This is a genomic window from Ruegeria sp. BK1 (assembly GCF_056535645.1).
This window is the reverse complement of record NZ_JBQFIS010000001.1, coordinates 1,070,245-1,084,583: the sequence shown is the minus strand read 5'-3', so window position 1 is coordinate 1,084,583 and position 14,339 is coordinate 1,070,245. Positions and strand designations below refer to the sequence as shown.

General features: G+C 52.4%; 12 protein-coding genes and 1 pseudogene. 5 read left to right on the top strand and 8 right to left on the bottom strand.

Annotated features, from left to right (window positions below; translation table 11 throughout):
• Positions 1 to 501: 501 nt before the first annotated feature.
• Together ACR3E7_RS05380 and ACR3E7_RS05375 are read right to left on the bottom strand one after the other, a co-directional pair.
• On the bottom strand, positions 502 to 1,815 hold the full coding sequence (locus tag ACR3E7_RS05380) for a tetratricopeptide repeat protein (RefSeq protein WP_480504297.1): 1,314 nt from the start codon (positions 1,813 to 1,815) through the stop codon (positions 502 to 504).
• Positions 1,769 to 2,683, bottom strand: coding sequence for a transferrin-binding protein-like solute binding protein (locus tag ACR3E7_RS05375; protein ID WP_480504298.1), 915 nt, complete (start codon positions 2,681 to 2,683; stop codon positions 1,769 to 1,771). The genes ACR3E7_RS05380 and ACR3E7_RS05375 overlap by 47 nt, the downstream gene beginning before the upstream one ends.
• A 402-nt stretch (positions 2,684 to 3,085) precedes the next feature.
• Between ACR3E7_RS05375 and ACR3E7_RS05370 the strand changes: the two genes are divergently transcribed.
• The 4 genes and pseudogenes from ACR3E7_RS05370 to ACR3E7_RS05355 all read left to right on the top strand — a co-directional run.
• Positions 3,086 to 3,499 carry a thermonuclease family protein gene (locus ACR3E7_RS05370; protein ID WP_480504299.1) on the top strand — a complete coding sequence of 138 codons (414 nt, stop codon included), beginning with the start codon at positions 3,086 to 3,088 and terminating at the stop codon, positions 3,497 to 3,499.
• A gap of 125 nt (positions 3,500 to 3,624) precedes the next feature.
• Positions 3,625 to 3,870, top strand: a complete 246-nt coding sequence (locus ACR3E7_RS05365) for a hypothetical protein (protein WP_480504300.1) — start codon at positions 3,625 to 3,627, stop codon at positions 3,868 to 3,870.
• A 57-nt stretch (positions 3,871 to 3,927) separates the two neighbouring features.
• A complete protein-coding gene (locus ACR3E7_RS05360) occupies positions 3,928 to 4,494 on the top strand; it encodes a transglutaminase-like cysteine peptidase (RefSeq protein WP_170526607.1) in 567 nt (188 codons plus the stop codon).
• A 169-nt stretch (positions 4,495 to 4,663) separates the two neighbouring features.
• Positions 4,664 to 4,802, top strand: a pseudogene (locus ACR3E7_RS05355) (IS5/IS1182 family transposase); the annotation flags it as partial.
• On the opposite strand, the gene ACR3E7_RS05350 reads toward ACR3E7_RS05355, so the two are convergent.
• The 6 genes from ACR3E7_RS05350 to mepK all read right to left on the bottom strand — a co-directional run bounded on the left by ACR3E7_RS05350 (position 4,797) and on the right by mepK (position 12,373).
• A complete protein-coding gene (locus tag ACR3E7_RS05350; protein ID WP_480504301.1) occupies positions 4,797 to 5,804 on the bottom strand; it encodes a helix-turn-helix domain-containing protein in 1,008 nt (335 codons plus the stop codon). The pseudogene ACR3E7_RS05355 and the gene ACR3E7_RS05350 sit on opposite strands and share 6 nt — an antisense overlap.
• A 1,036-nt stretch (positions 5,805 to 6,840) precedes the next feature.
• Positions 6,841 to 9,228 (bottom strand): VapE domain-containing protein, encoded by a 2,388-nt coding sequence (locus tag ACR3E7_RS05345; protein ID WP_480504302.1) that lies wholly within the window; start codon positions 9,226 to 9,228, stop codon positions 6,841 to 6,843.
• Between the two features lie 463 nt (positions 9,229 to 9,691).
• The gene (locus ACR3E7_RS05340) at positions 9,692 to 9,928 is read right to left on the bottom strand and encodes a hypothetical protein (RefSeq protein ID WP_170756684.1); all 237 of its coding nucleotides are present in this window, start codon (positions 9,926 to 9,928) and stop codon (positions 9,692 to 9,694) included.
• Between the two features lie 167 nt (positions 9,929 to 10,095).
• Positions 10,096 to 11,226 carry a tyrosine-type recombinase/integrase gene (locus ACR3E7_RS05335; RefSeq protein ID WP_480504303.1) on the bottom strand — a complete coding sequence of 377 codons (1,131 nt, stop codon included), beginning with the start codon at positions 11,224 to 11,226 and terminating at the stop codon, positions 10,096 to 10,098.
• Positions 11,226 to 11,540 (bottom strand): hypothetical protein, encoded by a 315-nt coding sequence (locus ACR3E7_RS05330; RefSeq protein ID WP_480504304.1) that lies wholly within the window; start codon positions 11,538 to 11,540, stop codon positions 11,226 to 11,228. The genes ACR3E7_RS05335 and ACR3E7_RS05330 overlap by 1 nt, the downstream gene beginning before the upstream one ends.
• Before the next feature lie 263 nt (positions 11,541 to 11,803).
• Entirely contained in the window at positions 11,804 to 12,373 is a 570-nt protein-coding gene (gene mepK, locus ACR3E7_RS05325) for a peptidoglycan L,D-endopeptidase MepK (protein ID WP_170786808.1), read from the bottom strand.
• Positions 12,374 to 12,728: 355 nt separating this feature from the next.
• Here mepK and ACR3E7_RS05320 point away from each other — a divergent pair, with 355 nt between their 5' ends.
• A complete protein-coding gene (locus tag ACR3E7_RS05320; RefSeq protein ID WP_480504305.1) occupies positions 12,729 to 14,327 on the top strand; it encodes a L,D-transpeptidase family protein in 1,599 nt (532 codons plus the stop codon).
• The last annotated feature ends 12 nt before the right edge of the window (positions 14,328 to 14,339 follow it).

Genomic DNA, 14,339 nt, shown 5'->3' with positions numbered 1-14,339 from the left:
TAACGCCGACTACGATCACAATTGAGATTAACGCACCACTGCCCCTTGAGTAGTAGCCCATCGTGAGAAGTCCGACGACAAAGATGCCAACTAAAAAGTAAAGAACTGTGTTGTCCATTTTGAAACCTAAACTACAAAAACTTTTTGTGACAATAAGATAGACTCCCGCCACCGGTCCAATACAAAAATCCCGCTCAGAGGCGGGGCTGGCACTCGTTGCCCCTCTGACTAAGCCCCCAAAAAAACCGCGCTGTTCGGAGGGAATCCAATTGAACAACGCGGGTAGCAGTTTGGGGTAAACTAGTTACGAGACTGATCACAGGTTGGATCAAACTTCCCCGCGCTGCCCAATTCTGGGATGACAGGCAACGCGGGGATTTAGTCTGACCATGGGACTGCCCGGGCTAAATGGGGCAAGATAGGTAAGTTGACTGGACAGCGGTGGCGTACCTGGCAACTATGGAGCGGGCGTCGAGTCTGCACAGTGGGATTGAAGCAGCATCAGAAAGCATTTGTGAAGCCAACGTTGAACAGTGTTTCGTTGTAGCTAAAGGCGTTAATTCCGCTGTTCACTCGATTGTATTCCAGCTCTGCAAATGGAACGAATCCATTCCCAACAATGTAGTTTCGTTTTTCGACCCTTAACATTGCACCGTATTGATCTTCGTCGGGGTTACCAACAAACAAGGGGTTAATGTCTTGGAAGGCCTTCTTGGCCAAATACACCCTCGGCTCAACTACGTATCCCCGCCCCACATCAAACGATCCAAATGCCTCCAAGCCAGCGATGGTATAAGTATCAATATCTCGTTCAGTGGATTTGGTTTCGCCGTACAGGGCGACCCCGATTGTGCTTTTGCCGCCGAACGAGCGACGCATACCCAAACGAGCAATCGCCGAATTGCCGCTAAAAGTTTCATCGAGTTTATTGTCCACCCTGTAACCCGAGATTGACCCAAAAATCGAATAAGCATTGAGGTTTCGTCTTTCGAACGCGACTTCCATTCCCAATCTGTTTTCAAAACTCTCATCAGCCAAGTATCGCGTTGTCAAAACTGGGCTTATGACAGCAGTACTTTCGGGAAAAACAAACCTCGCGCCCCCACGAACGCCAATTGTAACATCGCGATATGTTTTCTCTTCGGATAGATCGCCAAATGAAAAGACTTCGCCGAACGCTACAACAAGTCGTTCTTTGCTCGAGATGCTGTCTAAACTCGTTCGCCATAGAGCCGAACCAGAGTATCCAATGCCATAAGGACTTTCGTCGGAGCGATCCAAAGTCGCCGGCAACGTTATGCCAGAAAAATCAAGATCGATTTCGTCGGTGTCATAATTGCGAGTTGAACCGAGTCTCTTAACGCCGATTTCAAAGTCCCATTCGAACCCTCGCCTCGCATCGATTGCTCGAATAAAGCCAAGCACTTTTTGCCTTACTGGCTCAGGAATATCCCCTGAGAGAACCTTAAAAAACTCTGACCTGGATCGGTTCCATTGCTCATCCAGAAAGTAAGCCCGCGCTAACTCCAGCCTAACCCGCGTAAGACTTGGGTCACTTGCTAGAATGCTTTGAAAAATGGCGATCGCACCTTTGTAATCGCCACTAGACACAGCGGTCAATCCTGAAAGAAACTGGCTCTCTGTGGCCTGCATATTGGCTGTTGACGCAGAAACTGCGCCAATTTGGGAAAACATCGCCAACGCACAAAGCACCACCAGTCGAGCCAACTTCATCGTCCCGCCTTTCACAGTTTTTTGGTTTTTGCCTTTAGCGTTTGGCACCAAAAGCAGCACCGTACTTAAACTCGGCACCATCAAGAGAACCTGAGGTTCCCCATTCGCCTCCAACCTCCTCGGCATTCGGCCCATAGAACGCAACTGATGCAGTTCCGGATTGGGTAGGTGTCGAAATTGTCCCTACGCCAAATCCATCTTCTACGTCGTTAATTGTTGTGGAGAAGTCCAAGCCAGTCGCAGAATTTGAGACTCCAGTTGCCGTATCCGTGATGAAGGTGTCACTGCTAGACAATGTGGCTGATTTAAAGTCTGTAGAGACGGTTACCTTGCTATCAGTCAGCCCGGAGGCTCCAGTTTCAGTTGCGAAAATCCCAACTGAGTTTCCTGAATAGGTCGCTGACGTACCGGTTGGTACATTTGACGCCGCAGTACGTTGACCAAACGAACCGGCATTTGCCCAACCTGATCGGCCATCTGGTGTGTTCAACCATGCACCATAGGTTTGGTACTCATGATTGATTTGGTCCGGGTCCGCAATTACCGCTAAACCGGTTCCGTCCGGCTTTGTTACCAATAGGGAGCCATTATAGAAGGAAAAAGTAGCGTCGTTCGGCCCGAAAGAAATGTCAGGCTGCCCCTCTTGCTTAAAGACAATTGTACGGTCGCCGTTACTTTGTGGTGTCAAGTCCGCCGAGGTGACAGCAAATTGCGTCCCTTCGAATCTTAGTGTTCCATCCGCATTCTGGGAAAACGGGATTACTCGGACACCACCGCCCGATGTCAAACGCGTCGTTTTCCCGTTTTGCAGATTCGAGAAACCGTCAAAGGGCAAAGGATTGGATGGGGTACCTGGTGCTGGTGCAGAATCTGAAGACCCGCCTCCACCGCCTCCGCACGCTGCTACCGATAGGGCTAAAGTCGTTGCCACAGTTGTTCTTAAGATCATTTCGTTCCCCTTCGTAAACTCAATACTTGAGTGGTTCACTTTTCTGTGAGTCTTGCCGGGGACTTATGATTTGATAAAAGCACTGACTTGTTGTTTTCAGCCAAAGTGTTGTTGTTTAGTGCCAATTTTGCATTCAGGTATTTACTCTTGTTTAGCTTGCATGCGCCTTTGGAGCCGTCTAGCACACAGTCAAGAAACCGAGAAACCGCTTTGACCAATTTTGAGAACCCCGCCCTCATACTTGCGGCTGTCATCGGTTTCATTCTTGTCATTTCGCTGATCGGCTCCACAAGACATTATATTTCGGCCCGCCGTTACACAGGGAACGTCGTTCCATTTCGTCGAAGGTCGCGTCTCCAGTTACCGCGTCCACCGACACTGAGACGGTCAGCAATAGTCTGGATGGCCGCTCTAATCGGTGTCGCGGTCTTTCTGACTAGCTTCGGTTCAAACCAAACCGACCGACGCACTGTGGAAGGAGCAGCCAGGGTCCGAGACGTAGACACCATCGTAGTTCGAGGTGTTCCAGTAAGGCTGAACGGCATAGACGGGCCGGAATTAAGCACTCGCGCCGGGGCGGCTGCAAAGCAGTGGATGACAGATCATCTCCGCGGCAAAACCGTCACCTGCAAGTTGAATGGAGAGCGTACGTATGATCGTTGGGTGGGCGTATGCTATCTCAACGGCGAAGACATCGGCGCGGCCTCAATTACTGCTGGGCATGCGCTGGACTGTAGGCGTTATTCAGGGGGTCGCTATCGTAGCTTGGAAACCCCGGAAGCCAGGGCAAGAATTGCACGAGCCGGGTATTGTTAGGTTCTGGCCTCGCATCCCAAAAAGGCGAGTTTCGCAGATAAAGTCTGCAGCACTGGACTGAGGCTCGGCTTGTACGAGATACACATTCATGGAACGCTAGGCTAAAACCAGAACCGGAGACTTCAATGCTTAGGATGATGGCCTTATTTGCCCTGTTTCTGCTTGCCGCTTGTGCTAGCAGAACCGAACGTTTGACACGGGAATATCAGGTCGGAGAGGAGCTGATGATTGACTGTCGGGAAAATGGCCAACGCTGCTCCGAATATATTGATTTCAAAAATCGCTTTGAAGCAAATTATGGGAACATAACAACGTTTGAACAAAGCCTTGCAACCCACAAAGCACGGGTGGCGAGAGGCGGCGCTATTTGATTTTGCGCTTTGGCCGGACATAATCTGGTTTGGATAATCTGAGGATGATTTGTCAAAATGATTTTGAGGTTAGGTTTTTTAGCTATTCTTTGTGGTGTCCTTTGCACCTTGGCACCAGCATCTAATGCGGACACCATCATGCACTTGGGCCGGGAATGGCCAGCGCCCAAGGGTTTTGAAGGTGTCTGTGAGAGTTATCCGCCAATTTGTCAAAAATCACCGCACCCTCATCAGATTACCGATGCTGACTGGAAGAAGATTAAAAAGGTTAATCAAAGCGTTAACCAAAAAACTCCAGAAGTTTCCGACGAGAGCCAGTATCACGTTCTTGAAAAATGGGCGCTGCCCTCGCACCTAGGCGGGGATTGCGAAGACATCGCAATGCTCAAGAAGGTTGAACTTCAAAAAATGGGCATCTCTCCGGATCACTTGCTTCTCGTAACAGTGCTGGACCTTCACCACGAAGGGCATGCGGTGTTAGTCGTTAGGACATCGAAGGGAGACTACGTTTTGGACAACCTGACCAACCGGGTGCTTCCTTGGAACAGAACTCACTACGCATTCATCGAGGCACAAGACCCCAACGACCCAGCGCGATGGGATATTGTCCTGCAGGATCGATGACCTGCAGTCTGAGACACGTCAATGCTATCGGCTCTAAGCATTCGTATTGAATTTCAGGCTTCAGAGGTAATACAGAAACGGAAGACATGATCCCTGTTCTTGCACGCGGTATCACTGCGTGCATTCAGCGCGTTGGGGACAAGGAAATCTTGCCGACCACGATGCTGAGCGGTATCGCAAACGCCATCGTGTAAAAACCTGTTTGCCGACCAAAAGATTGGCGGCGCACCGTGACCCGTTACGGCCGATTCGGAGAACTGTCTTCGTCGGCAATTTGCATCGCCGCTACCGTCATCTTTTGGTTATGAGTCCTGGCCCTTTACAGATGCTGAGGGTGGTGAACCAGACCACCTTTTGAAAGCTGTCGAGAACGCGGCTTGGTCAGCGTAACCTAGTGAAAAAGCTACTTCAGTCATGCTCATACCGTCTTTGATAAGAGTTTTCGCTAGGTCGTACCGCAAGTCGTCAACAATTGTTCTGTAACTGAGGCCACTTTCTGTCAGTCGTCTCCCAAAAGTGCGAGTACTCAACCCCAAATTTCCTGCAACCTCCTGTGCAGAAGGAACTTTGCCAGGAAGCACCGCGATAATTTGACTTTCAATCATTGCGCGAAGGTTTTGTGTGGGTTTGTCGACTTCTGATAGAAGCCTATTTCCATAAGCAATTAGGTGATCCCGCAGCTTCGGATCGAAGGACGGAATTGGGAGTTCGAGCGTTGTGTGGCCCAAGACAATTTCTGGTTTTTCTGCCTCAAAAACAACTGGGAATCCTCCGATCTTGGAAAATGAACTAGCAGACTTCCCGGCTTGGTGATCAAAGCGGATTTCCAAAGGATAGAAACCTGTCTTGGCCAAGTGACGCATCCGAGATAGAGCGAGGAAAAGCAAGTACTCGGTGTGACGGTGAAACTTCCCGAAACTGGCATCTTTCCAACTAACTTCGATCGAGGCTACATTGCTTGATACTCTTAATCTAAAGGCAAGGGCCGGATCGATAAGATCATGAAAACGGGCTGTATTCTCGATAGCATCGCCCAAATTTCGAGAGTATTTGCCGATGTATCCAGTAATGGTCGTACTTTCACGGAAAGAGAGTGCTGACGCAGCAGCAAAAGTCACATCGCCAACGGCATCGCAAGCCGCGCGAACCAATTCGGCCTCTTCCAGGTAAGTGATTTTCTCAGGGACGGGCCAGACAGATTTTTTTGGAATTCCGCAGCGCGTCAAGATGCCAGTGACGTCATGTTCACTTAATCCTTGCTCTTGAAGGCATTTGATTAAGTGTGCAGCTCTCGAAGCGTCAATTTCCATTGGTAACTCACAGTCCTTCCCACTTTTCCTTTATGACAGAAAGTAACAAGCAAGAAACGGTTAGAAACCGGAAACCTCTGCCTCGGCAACTCATTGAGTTCTGCTCAAGTGTTTCTGTGCTTTTTGTGCTTAGGTGAGCGGGAAAATCAAAATGAACCTGTTGCAAGCGGACCCCTTGAACTCCACTTTAACGCTTTGATGCGAACCGCCGGTTCGGCAACGGATAGTTTGTCGGCTCACGTAGCGAACGATAGCGTTAGGCTGCGGTTTGATCAGCTTTTTTGTTTCTCTTGTAGGTATAGTCAGAAGGTTCGCAGCCACACATCGGCACGACCAAGGACACGCGCCGGGCCGCGTGCGCGAGAATCATTATAGCCAAAAATTATGAGAAATCCACAGCCTTGAAAGAAAATACTATCATAAACAGATGAACCATAGAGTCAGATACTTGAGCGATTTTTAGTCGTTGCTGTATTTACGGTCACCCCCACGCGGTGACGGCCCCCGACCAAATCTTTTTGACTCATCCCCCCCGGTCTAGCCACAGCCCACCGGACCGACCGGACCGTAACGCACGCAACGGTCAGCATCAGACGCAACGTGATGATTATACCTGTGCCAGAAATCGTAACTCGGAGTTACGAAACGGAGTCACACCTGTAATCAAACCGCTATATGTTTTTATCTATACGCTTTACACACGCCACACACGGTCCGTCCTGTGTGTTTGGTTGCTGGGTCTGGGTAACATCCGTATATGCCCCAACCATATATCACACGTTGTTTTCACACGTCTGCTGGGACATGGGACACGCGATTCCTATATTAGTATGAGAAGGGTGGGACACGACAGTGGGACACAACTGATTATTTTAGCCTTATATGAGCAAACCTATATACCTAACTACTTAGTATTTATTAAATAAAAGGTCTTAATTTGTCCTCTTAAGAGTTTGGTCGTATCCCATGTCCATTTTCTATATGAATTTACATATAGGCCACTTTTTACCAAGTCGTGTCCCACTACCGTGTCCCACTATTTTAAGACGTAGCGAGCCTTTTTGCGCAGCGGTCCACGCTGTTGAAACTGTCCGTCACGCACGTAACCGAGACCAATTAACGCTGTCTTGATCCTGTTACGTTGTGCCGTTGTGCGTGCTTTGTCCTCAATACCCATCAGCGCAAAACACTCTGGTATGCTGGTCTCTGGACGATTGACCAACAGATTGCCAAGTGTCTCTTGCCAAGGGTCGATCTGCACACGGTCCATCTGTATCTCACGTGCCGCACGATCCTCAGCGGGTGTCAGGTGCCAAGCCTCACCGTTGCGATACGCCTGCAACGCCTCGGCCCATAACTGATCACGCACAGCCGTCAGACCGGGAATGTCAAACTTGCCGTTGGTCTGGACGATCCAGAACCGACGCTCGCCTGCCGGGTCTCTCAGGTAATCGTCACTGTTGGTCGATCCGGCAAACACCATACGACGCGGTACGCGCGTGTTGAGACGTCCGAACGGCAGACGAAAATCGTCCACCTGTTGCGCCAAAAATTGTCGGGCCTGTGTCAGTTCCGATTTTTTAAGCTGGGTCAGTTCCGCTAACTCAATGATCCACTTTCCCAGAATGTAGACCTTGGAGTCCTTATCGTGAAAATCTGGCAAACCATCACCAAACCATTCTGGGTCGGGACAAAGCGCACGCAGCGCTGACGACTTGCCGACACCTTGCGGACCTTCAAAAATTAACGCGTTGTCCATTTTCTCGCCGGGTTTCATGGCACGGGCTACGGCCCCAATCAGCCATTTGCGGCCCACAGCGGCCAGATAGGTCAAATAGATCGGGTCATCTGCTTTAACGCCGCAATACTTCCACAGCCACGACCCAATGCGTTGCGTGCCGTCCCATTTCAGGCCGTTGAGGTAGTCTTGCAGGGGGTCGAACCGGTTGCGATGCATAGCGGCCAGAAAACCGTTGTGAACGTCCGTGTGGGTTACCTTTTTAAACACGTGCCGTTGAAACCACATCATGGTCTGGATGATATGGCGGTCCTCAACCAGATCACCGGCCACAACACCCAATAACGGACAGTCACGGCCAAACACGGGTCGCTGTTGGAACGTGTCAAACGTGAACACACCGCGCCAAAGGTCCGAGTTCATAAAATACGCTTCAATGTTGGCTGCGTTGGTAACCAGATTGCCTTTGTCGTCTTGCGTAAACTCAACACCACCAGCACCCATAACGGTCATGTCCTGACCGGCTGGTATTATCTCACCGTTGAGTGACGCAGACGCACCATTGACCGGCACAGACGGCACGCCCGGTGCAATCTCTGGCATTCCGGCCTGTAACGCACCTTTGAGTGCCATACCTTGCCGCACGCGCATTTCCAAATCACCAGGTAGCTGTCCACCTTGGGACTGTCTTGCCCAATAGACCAGTTTTCCAAAGCCGGAATAACCGTCCGCTTCAAAGCCGTCCCAAACCCGCTTGGTAAATTCCGGATCGTTCTTTTGCGCTCTACGGGACATGGCGTCGAACAATTCCCAGCCACCGCCACCGCACGCGTTTTTGATCGCGTATCCGATAGCTATCCAGTCGTCATATTCGTAATCATCATTTGCAATGCACGCGACCACAGGTGCGACCAGACGCGGGTCATATGGCTCACTACCCAGACCGGACAAGCCGTCATTGGACGTGTTGACGTTGCTGGCCCGACCTTTGGTCCAACCATGAGCCTCAGCGATGGTCAGCATTTCATCGACCAGATAATCCATCTGTGCCGCTGTGGCTGGTATCACCTGATCGGCCCGTGGTGGCTTATCCCACTGATAAGGACGTCCGGACGGATGCGTCCCGGCAACCACGACCTGTGACGGTCTGCCTTTGGCGGTGACACCCATGATTTCAATTCGTTGGGTCTCACCGTCACGCTTGATCGGATACTGGCGTCTGCGGATCGTTTCGCCGGGTGCTATGGAAAACAGGACGGCAAATTTTGGTGTCTGGCCCCATCGGATGAAATAGGCACCGTTACCAAGCTGGTGAGCGCGGCTGACCATGGCCTGTGCGGTATGTTCGCAGGTGACGTCAACGTCCAGCACGGTCCAGCGCACGCCGGTCTTGAGACCGACATTTGCACCCAGACTGTCCCAGCGGATCGCCTTGGCCTCGTCCATCACATATGACGGCCAATTCCCCATGCCGTCGAACGCACCGCCATAATAGTCACCCGGCACCTTGCCACGGGCTTTGGGGTCTACCTTGCTGGTCTCGTGCAGCACGGCATCTGGCGGAATGACGGGTATCGTATCGGTAAACCCGGCCTGTAACCATTGCTGGTGCAACGTCTGCCCCTGCATCTTGTGGGGTATTGCAATACCTTGTGTTGTGTCGGGTGTCGAGATAATGTCTGTCACAAGCCGTTCCTTTATTGGCGTATTGGTGCGGGTTACTCTCGGCCTTTCTCATGGACCGATTTTTACGGCCCGGCTTGCCCCATGCATGCCGGGTCATTTTCTTTCCGCGCGTCGGTATTTCATGGCTTGTGTTGACGCTCGGGCAGTCTGCCTGTGTCAGCCGCTACGGGTCAACGGTGGTGGGTCAGCCCCACTCACCAGATCAGCCAAAGCGTCCCGAAACGTGCAGTTGGCCTCGCGTGTGTTACAGTTTCAACAGACCGCGACAGTATTGCGGTCCCGCTCGCTCTCACGGGCTATGCTGCGCTTCACTTGGCTTTACTTCGCACCGCTAGGCTTTAATCGGGTGCGTGATGGTCTCCCATCCCGAAACGGACGCTCGTATCCACTCGGGGATGGTCGGTCCAAGCGAACGTCCCTGTGCTACGCTTTGCTAAGCTAAACTTGGCTCTACTGGGCTGCGCTATGCTGCGTCATCTGTAACCGCCCGTAGGTACGCCAGTTGCTCAAGGCGTGTCCTGCCATCAGCCCAATAGCGATGGGTGATCGGTCCGGTTTGTACAAATGCGGGTCCGACATCCAGACGTCTCTGACGGGCCAAAGCCGGTCCATCAACGCCAAGCTGGTCGGCCTTTTTACCGGGTGGGAAAGTGGCCGGTTCTGTCCAATCCCACTGCTTATATGTCTGTTCGGGTGTCATTGATAACGTTCCATCATAACGTGATGAAACGTAGCTAAGCATACCAAAGATGATTCGTAAGTAACTGATTTTATGTAATAATACTTATATGAATAATCATATAGAGATAACGGTATGTAAGTGTTTGAACTGTATAAAATCTATGTTTTTACCATATATGTCTGAACTCAAAGATGACGTTGCGTCAATAGGTATTCAGCCCAACGGTTCAATACGACTCGACGCCGTTCCAACAGGTCAGAGCGGGCATATGCGACCCGCTTGGCTTCTTTCTGGTGAGACAGCAGGGCATCGATCATCTGGTCATCAACGTGCAGTTCATCCCGCGCCCAATCGGTCAAGGTGGATCGCCAGCCATGCACGGTATACGGCACGTCTAGATCGCGCATCACCTTGAGCATCGTCATGTCCGAGATTGGACCTTTCTGGCCGGGGAATATCCACGGATCAGCAACGGCTGCGTACCGGTCCACAACGGACCGTGCGGCACCCACCAGTGGATAATCATAATCCCGGTTCATTTTCATAACCTCAGCCGGACAGGTCCATGTGTCGCCGTTTACCTGATCGGGAATCATGTGCCGTACAGCACCGCCGCGTGCGCCGGTCAGGATGGTGACCACCAGTGCCGCACTACCAATGGTGTCCAGCCTGGCTATACGTTGGAATAGGGCAGGGGCATCCTGCCACGGAACGGCCTTGTGGTGTTTGACCACCTTGGCGGGCCATGGTGCTGCGGATCGCACTGCTGGTGCTGGGTTCATCTGCGCCAAACCCAACGCCATCGCATAGTCAAATGTGGCCCCGACCCGACCAATGACCTTTCGCGCCGTCTCGGTCTTTGAAACGACCAGCGGGGACAACTGGTCCAACAGCATAGGTGCGGTGATCTGCTGGATGGGTTTGTCCCAGAGCGGTCCTAAGTGTTGCTCTAGGCTCGACAGCCATTGTGATTTCTTGGCGTCCTTGAGACGGCCAGCACGGGCCGCAAAGGCGCGGTGCGCCACGGTCGAGAACAGATCGCCGGTCGTGCCTCTGGTCTTGATGCTTTTCGGGTCTGTACCGCGCCGGATGCTGCGTCTGATGGTACGCCATTCGTCGCGGACGTCCTCAAGGTCAATGTCGCGCAGGCTGCCGAGACCGAATTGATAGGTTCGGCCTGCTACCTTGATGCGACCAATCCAGCTACGTGCGCCCGTGGCCGTGACGTTGAGGTATAATCCTATTGTACCATTCTGACCGCTATCTGCGTGTCTACCTGGTAAAAGGGTGGTAAGATTGCGCTTGGTAAGAGCCATTACAAAACCAACGGTTCCCAATCGTCGTCTGGCTCGGAGTCCAAGTTTATTTTGTGGACTTCAGAGTAGAGTTTGCCTTCAAAGCGGCATCGGCATTCGATCCAATAGTCCTGCAATTCTTCGGTGATTTCCAATTCTATTGTCGAACTGCCGGAACTAAAGCATGCCATCCGTCTTGCTGTTTCGATGGCTGCTTCTTTGTTGTCGAAAACATGGGTTACACCATGATCAATGATTGAGCCTTCTTTGCCCTGCTCAATCGAAACCACGAGGTAAACGTATTTTAGTTTCCTTTTTCCTTTTTTCTTGGTCATTGCCCGGTCGCCTGTTTGTACACCTTATGTCGCTAAAGGTCGTAACGGATCATAACAGATAGTCAATAAAATAAGCCGATTAGGAGCGATGCATTCCGTATCGTCACGTATATACAGCGCATCTCAGGTGCGCCATTTTCCTTTGAATTTTCCTGTTCGCGCTCTGGGTCGATTGAATCTGGACAGGGGACGCGCGCACAAAAAAACCGCCGGGTCTTGGGGGCCGGCGGTCGAGAATACGGGTTGGTTTTGTATGTTGGTGCTTACCCGCCCCAACTACGGATATCGCCGCAATCCATGTGCACGAAATTCGAGCGATAGTATTTGCCCACCCCGCCCGCACGGCAGGATATGGCGGCCTTGGCCATCTGCGAGACTGACCGGGACGACAAGCGCAGGTCAGCGGCCTGACCCTTCATATGAAGTGAGTTCTTGGCCACGCGGCGCGACCGGGACCGAAGCATCGCATTGGTCTGAGGTGAGCGGTAGCCAGACAGCAGCGTGTAGGGTTCGTCAACGTCCAGCAGGTTATGTGAGGCAGCCATGATGTCGATGGTGCGCAGGTCCATGTCCTTGACTTGGTCCGTCCGCCAGTCACGCATGAAGTGGTTCACTTCTTTGACAGCGTCCTTGATGTATTTTCCATCGACCCAATATATCATATCGATACGCTCGCCGGTGCGCCCGGAGTACATCCGGATACGGCGAATGTCGCCGCCGCCGCGGAGGAAACCTGCTGCGTTGGAATATGTTGGTGCTGCAACCACTGCCGTTGCCGCAAATGCGCCCAATAGGGCCCGCCGGGTCATGCCCGAGGAACTGCTCGTCGTCATTTTAAGTTCGTCCCGTACTGTTCCTGCCTGCACACGATGTTACGTGCGCGTTCTTAATTTTTTCCCATCCCAAGTACGGGTTTTATGGCACAGACGCAAAATCCAGCCAAGAAGTCTTTCATATTCATCTTTTCAAGGGGGAATTTTCGGCAGTTTTTTGCGCAGATGACACAAATGCGTATAATTTTCAGGCGCCAAGGGTTAGCGGGACTGTGGTCGATGCAAACGCGCATCAGGCGGGTAAAGAAGCATCGATGTGATGTATTTGTGAATGGACAAGCCCGTCGACCGGCCAGCATATTTGTTCGGCGTGGATACAGGCGCGCGTAGAGTGTTGAAGAATAAAGGTTATCCCATGCGAGCATTTTTTCGTGCATCCAGTGTTCTCGCTCTTGCTGCTTGCTTGGCGGCCACGACCGGCGTGGCCAACACTCCCGACAAACCGGCCACTGCCTTTCAGATGGCCGTGGCCGAATCTGCTCCGTCCGGATCGGAGATTGCTGATTTTTACCGCGCGAACGGGTTTACACCGATTTGGGTGGGTGAGACGCCAGAACATGCGACGCGTCGTGCGAGCCTGATTCAGGCGTTGGCCACTGCCCACATGCACGGCCTGCCCGATGCCTATAACGTCGAGGCGCTGTTGACCAAGATGCAAGAGGCCCGTTCGGTCCGGGATCTGGGCGCTGTCGAAATGGCGCTGAGCCGGGCCTTTATCGCATATGCAAATGACCTTTATTCCGGAGCGCTCCGGCCTGCGGATATCGATGAGGGGTTGGTGCGCAAGGTACAGCGCCGCTCGACCGTGGATCATTTGCAAGGGGTCGTGTCCGAGAACGCGGCCTATTTTGATCAACTTGCGCCGCAGACCGCCCAGTATCGGGCATTGATGAAGCAGAAAGTGGCCTTGAAAGCTTTGATCGATCAGGGCGGATGGGGTGCGACTGTGCCTCAGGACAAGCTGGAACTTGGTGATACCGGTCCCAATGTGATCAAGCTGCGCAACCGGTTGGTTGCCATGGGTTATCTGAAACCCTCCGCCAGCCCGCGCTTTGATGACGCGATGCTTGCCGCTGTGAAGGACTTCCAAACTGCGCACGGATTAGCCTCGGACGGGGTCGCGGGGCAGGGGACGATTACTGAACTGAACCGCTCTGCCTCAGACAGGCTGCGGGCGGTTTACGTGGCGCTGGAGCGGGAACGCTGGTTGCCGCGCGAGCGGGGCGAGCGGCATATTCTGGTCAATCAGGCGGATTTCTCGGCCAAGATCGTTGATGATGGCTTGGTGACGTTTGAAACGCGTGCGGTCATTGGAAAGAACGTTCACGATCGCCGCAGCCCGGAATTCTCGGATGAGATGGAGCATATGGTCATCAACCCTAGTTGGTATGTACCACGCTCGATCATCACAAAAGAATACCTGCCGCAGCTGCAATCGAACCCGAATGCGGTGAACCATATACATATCACTGATCGCAGTGGGCGGCAGATTGACCGGGGCGCAGTGGACTTTACCCAATTCACCGCGCGCAACTTCCCGTTTGCGATGCGTCAGCCGCCCAGCAAAAGCAATGCGTTGGGGTTGGTGAAGTTCATGTTCCCCAACCAGTACAATATCTATCTGCATGATACGCCCCAGAAATCTCTGTTCGCGCGCGAGTCGCGGGCGTTTTCGCATGGCTGTATCCGGCTGGCGCAACCCTTTGAGTTTGCCTACGCGTTGCTGGCCAAGCAGGAGGAAAACCCAAGGGCGTTTTTCCAGCGGGTTCTGGCAACCGGCAAGGAAACCACGGTGCCTCTGAAACAGCACGTCCCGGTGCATTTGATCTATCGCACGGCCTATATCGGCCCCAAAGGCGAGGTTCAGTATCGCCGTGACGTCTACAGCCGAGATCAGAAAATCTGGGACGCTTTGCAGAAAGCGGGGGTGGCCCTGCCGGACGTTCAGGGGTAATCACCGGATTAG

Bases quoted from the DNA above. Each gene is read 5' to 3' on its own strand.
- ACR3E7_RS05380 (WP_480504297.1), bottom strand. From the start codon at position 1,815: ATGGTGCCGAGTTTAAGTACGGTGCTGCTTTTGGTGCCAAACGCTAAA.
- ACR3E7_RS05375 (WP_480504298.1), bottom strand. From the start codon at position 2,683: ATGATCTTAAGAACAACTGTGGCAACGACTTTAGCCCTATCGGTAGCA.
- ACR3E7_RS05370 (WP_480504299.1), top strand. From the start codon at position 3,086: ATGGCCGCTCTAATCGGTGTCGCGGTCTTTCTGACTAGCTTCGGTTCA.
- ACR3E7_RS05365 (WP_480504300.1), top strand. From the start codon at position 3,625: ATGCTTAGGATGATGGCCTTATTTGCCCTGTTTCTGCTTGCCGCTTGT.
- ACR3E7_RS05360 (WP_170526607.1), top strand. From the start codon at position 3,928: ATGATTTTGAGGTTAGGTTTTTTAGCTATTCTTTGTGGTGTCCTTTGC.
- ACR3E7_RS05350 (WP_480504301.1), bottom strand. From the start codon at position 5,804: ATGGAAATTGACGCTTCGAGAGCTGCACACTTAATCAAATGCCTTCAA.
- ACR3E7_RS05340 (WP_170756684.1), bottom strand. From the start codon at position 9,928: ATGACACCCGAACAGACATATAAGCAGTGGGATTGGACAGAACCGGCC.
- ACR3E7_RS05335 (WP_480504303.1), bottom strand. From the start codon at position 11,226: ATGGCTCTTACCAAGCGCAATCTTACCACCCTTTTACCAGGTAGACAC.
- ACR3E7_RS05330 (WP_480504304.1), bottom strand. From the start codon at position 11,540: ATGACCAAGAAAAAAGGAAAAAGGAAACTAAAATACGTTTACCTCGTG.
- mepK (WP_170786808.1), bottom strand. From the start codon at position 12,373: ATGACGACGAGCAGTTCCTCGGGCATGACCCGGCGGGCCCTATTGGGC.
- ACR3E7_RS05320 (WP_480504305.1), top strand. From the start codon at position 12,729: ATGCGAGCATTTTTTCGTGCATCCAGTGTTCTCGCTCTTGCTGCTTGC.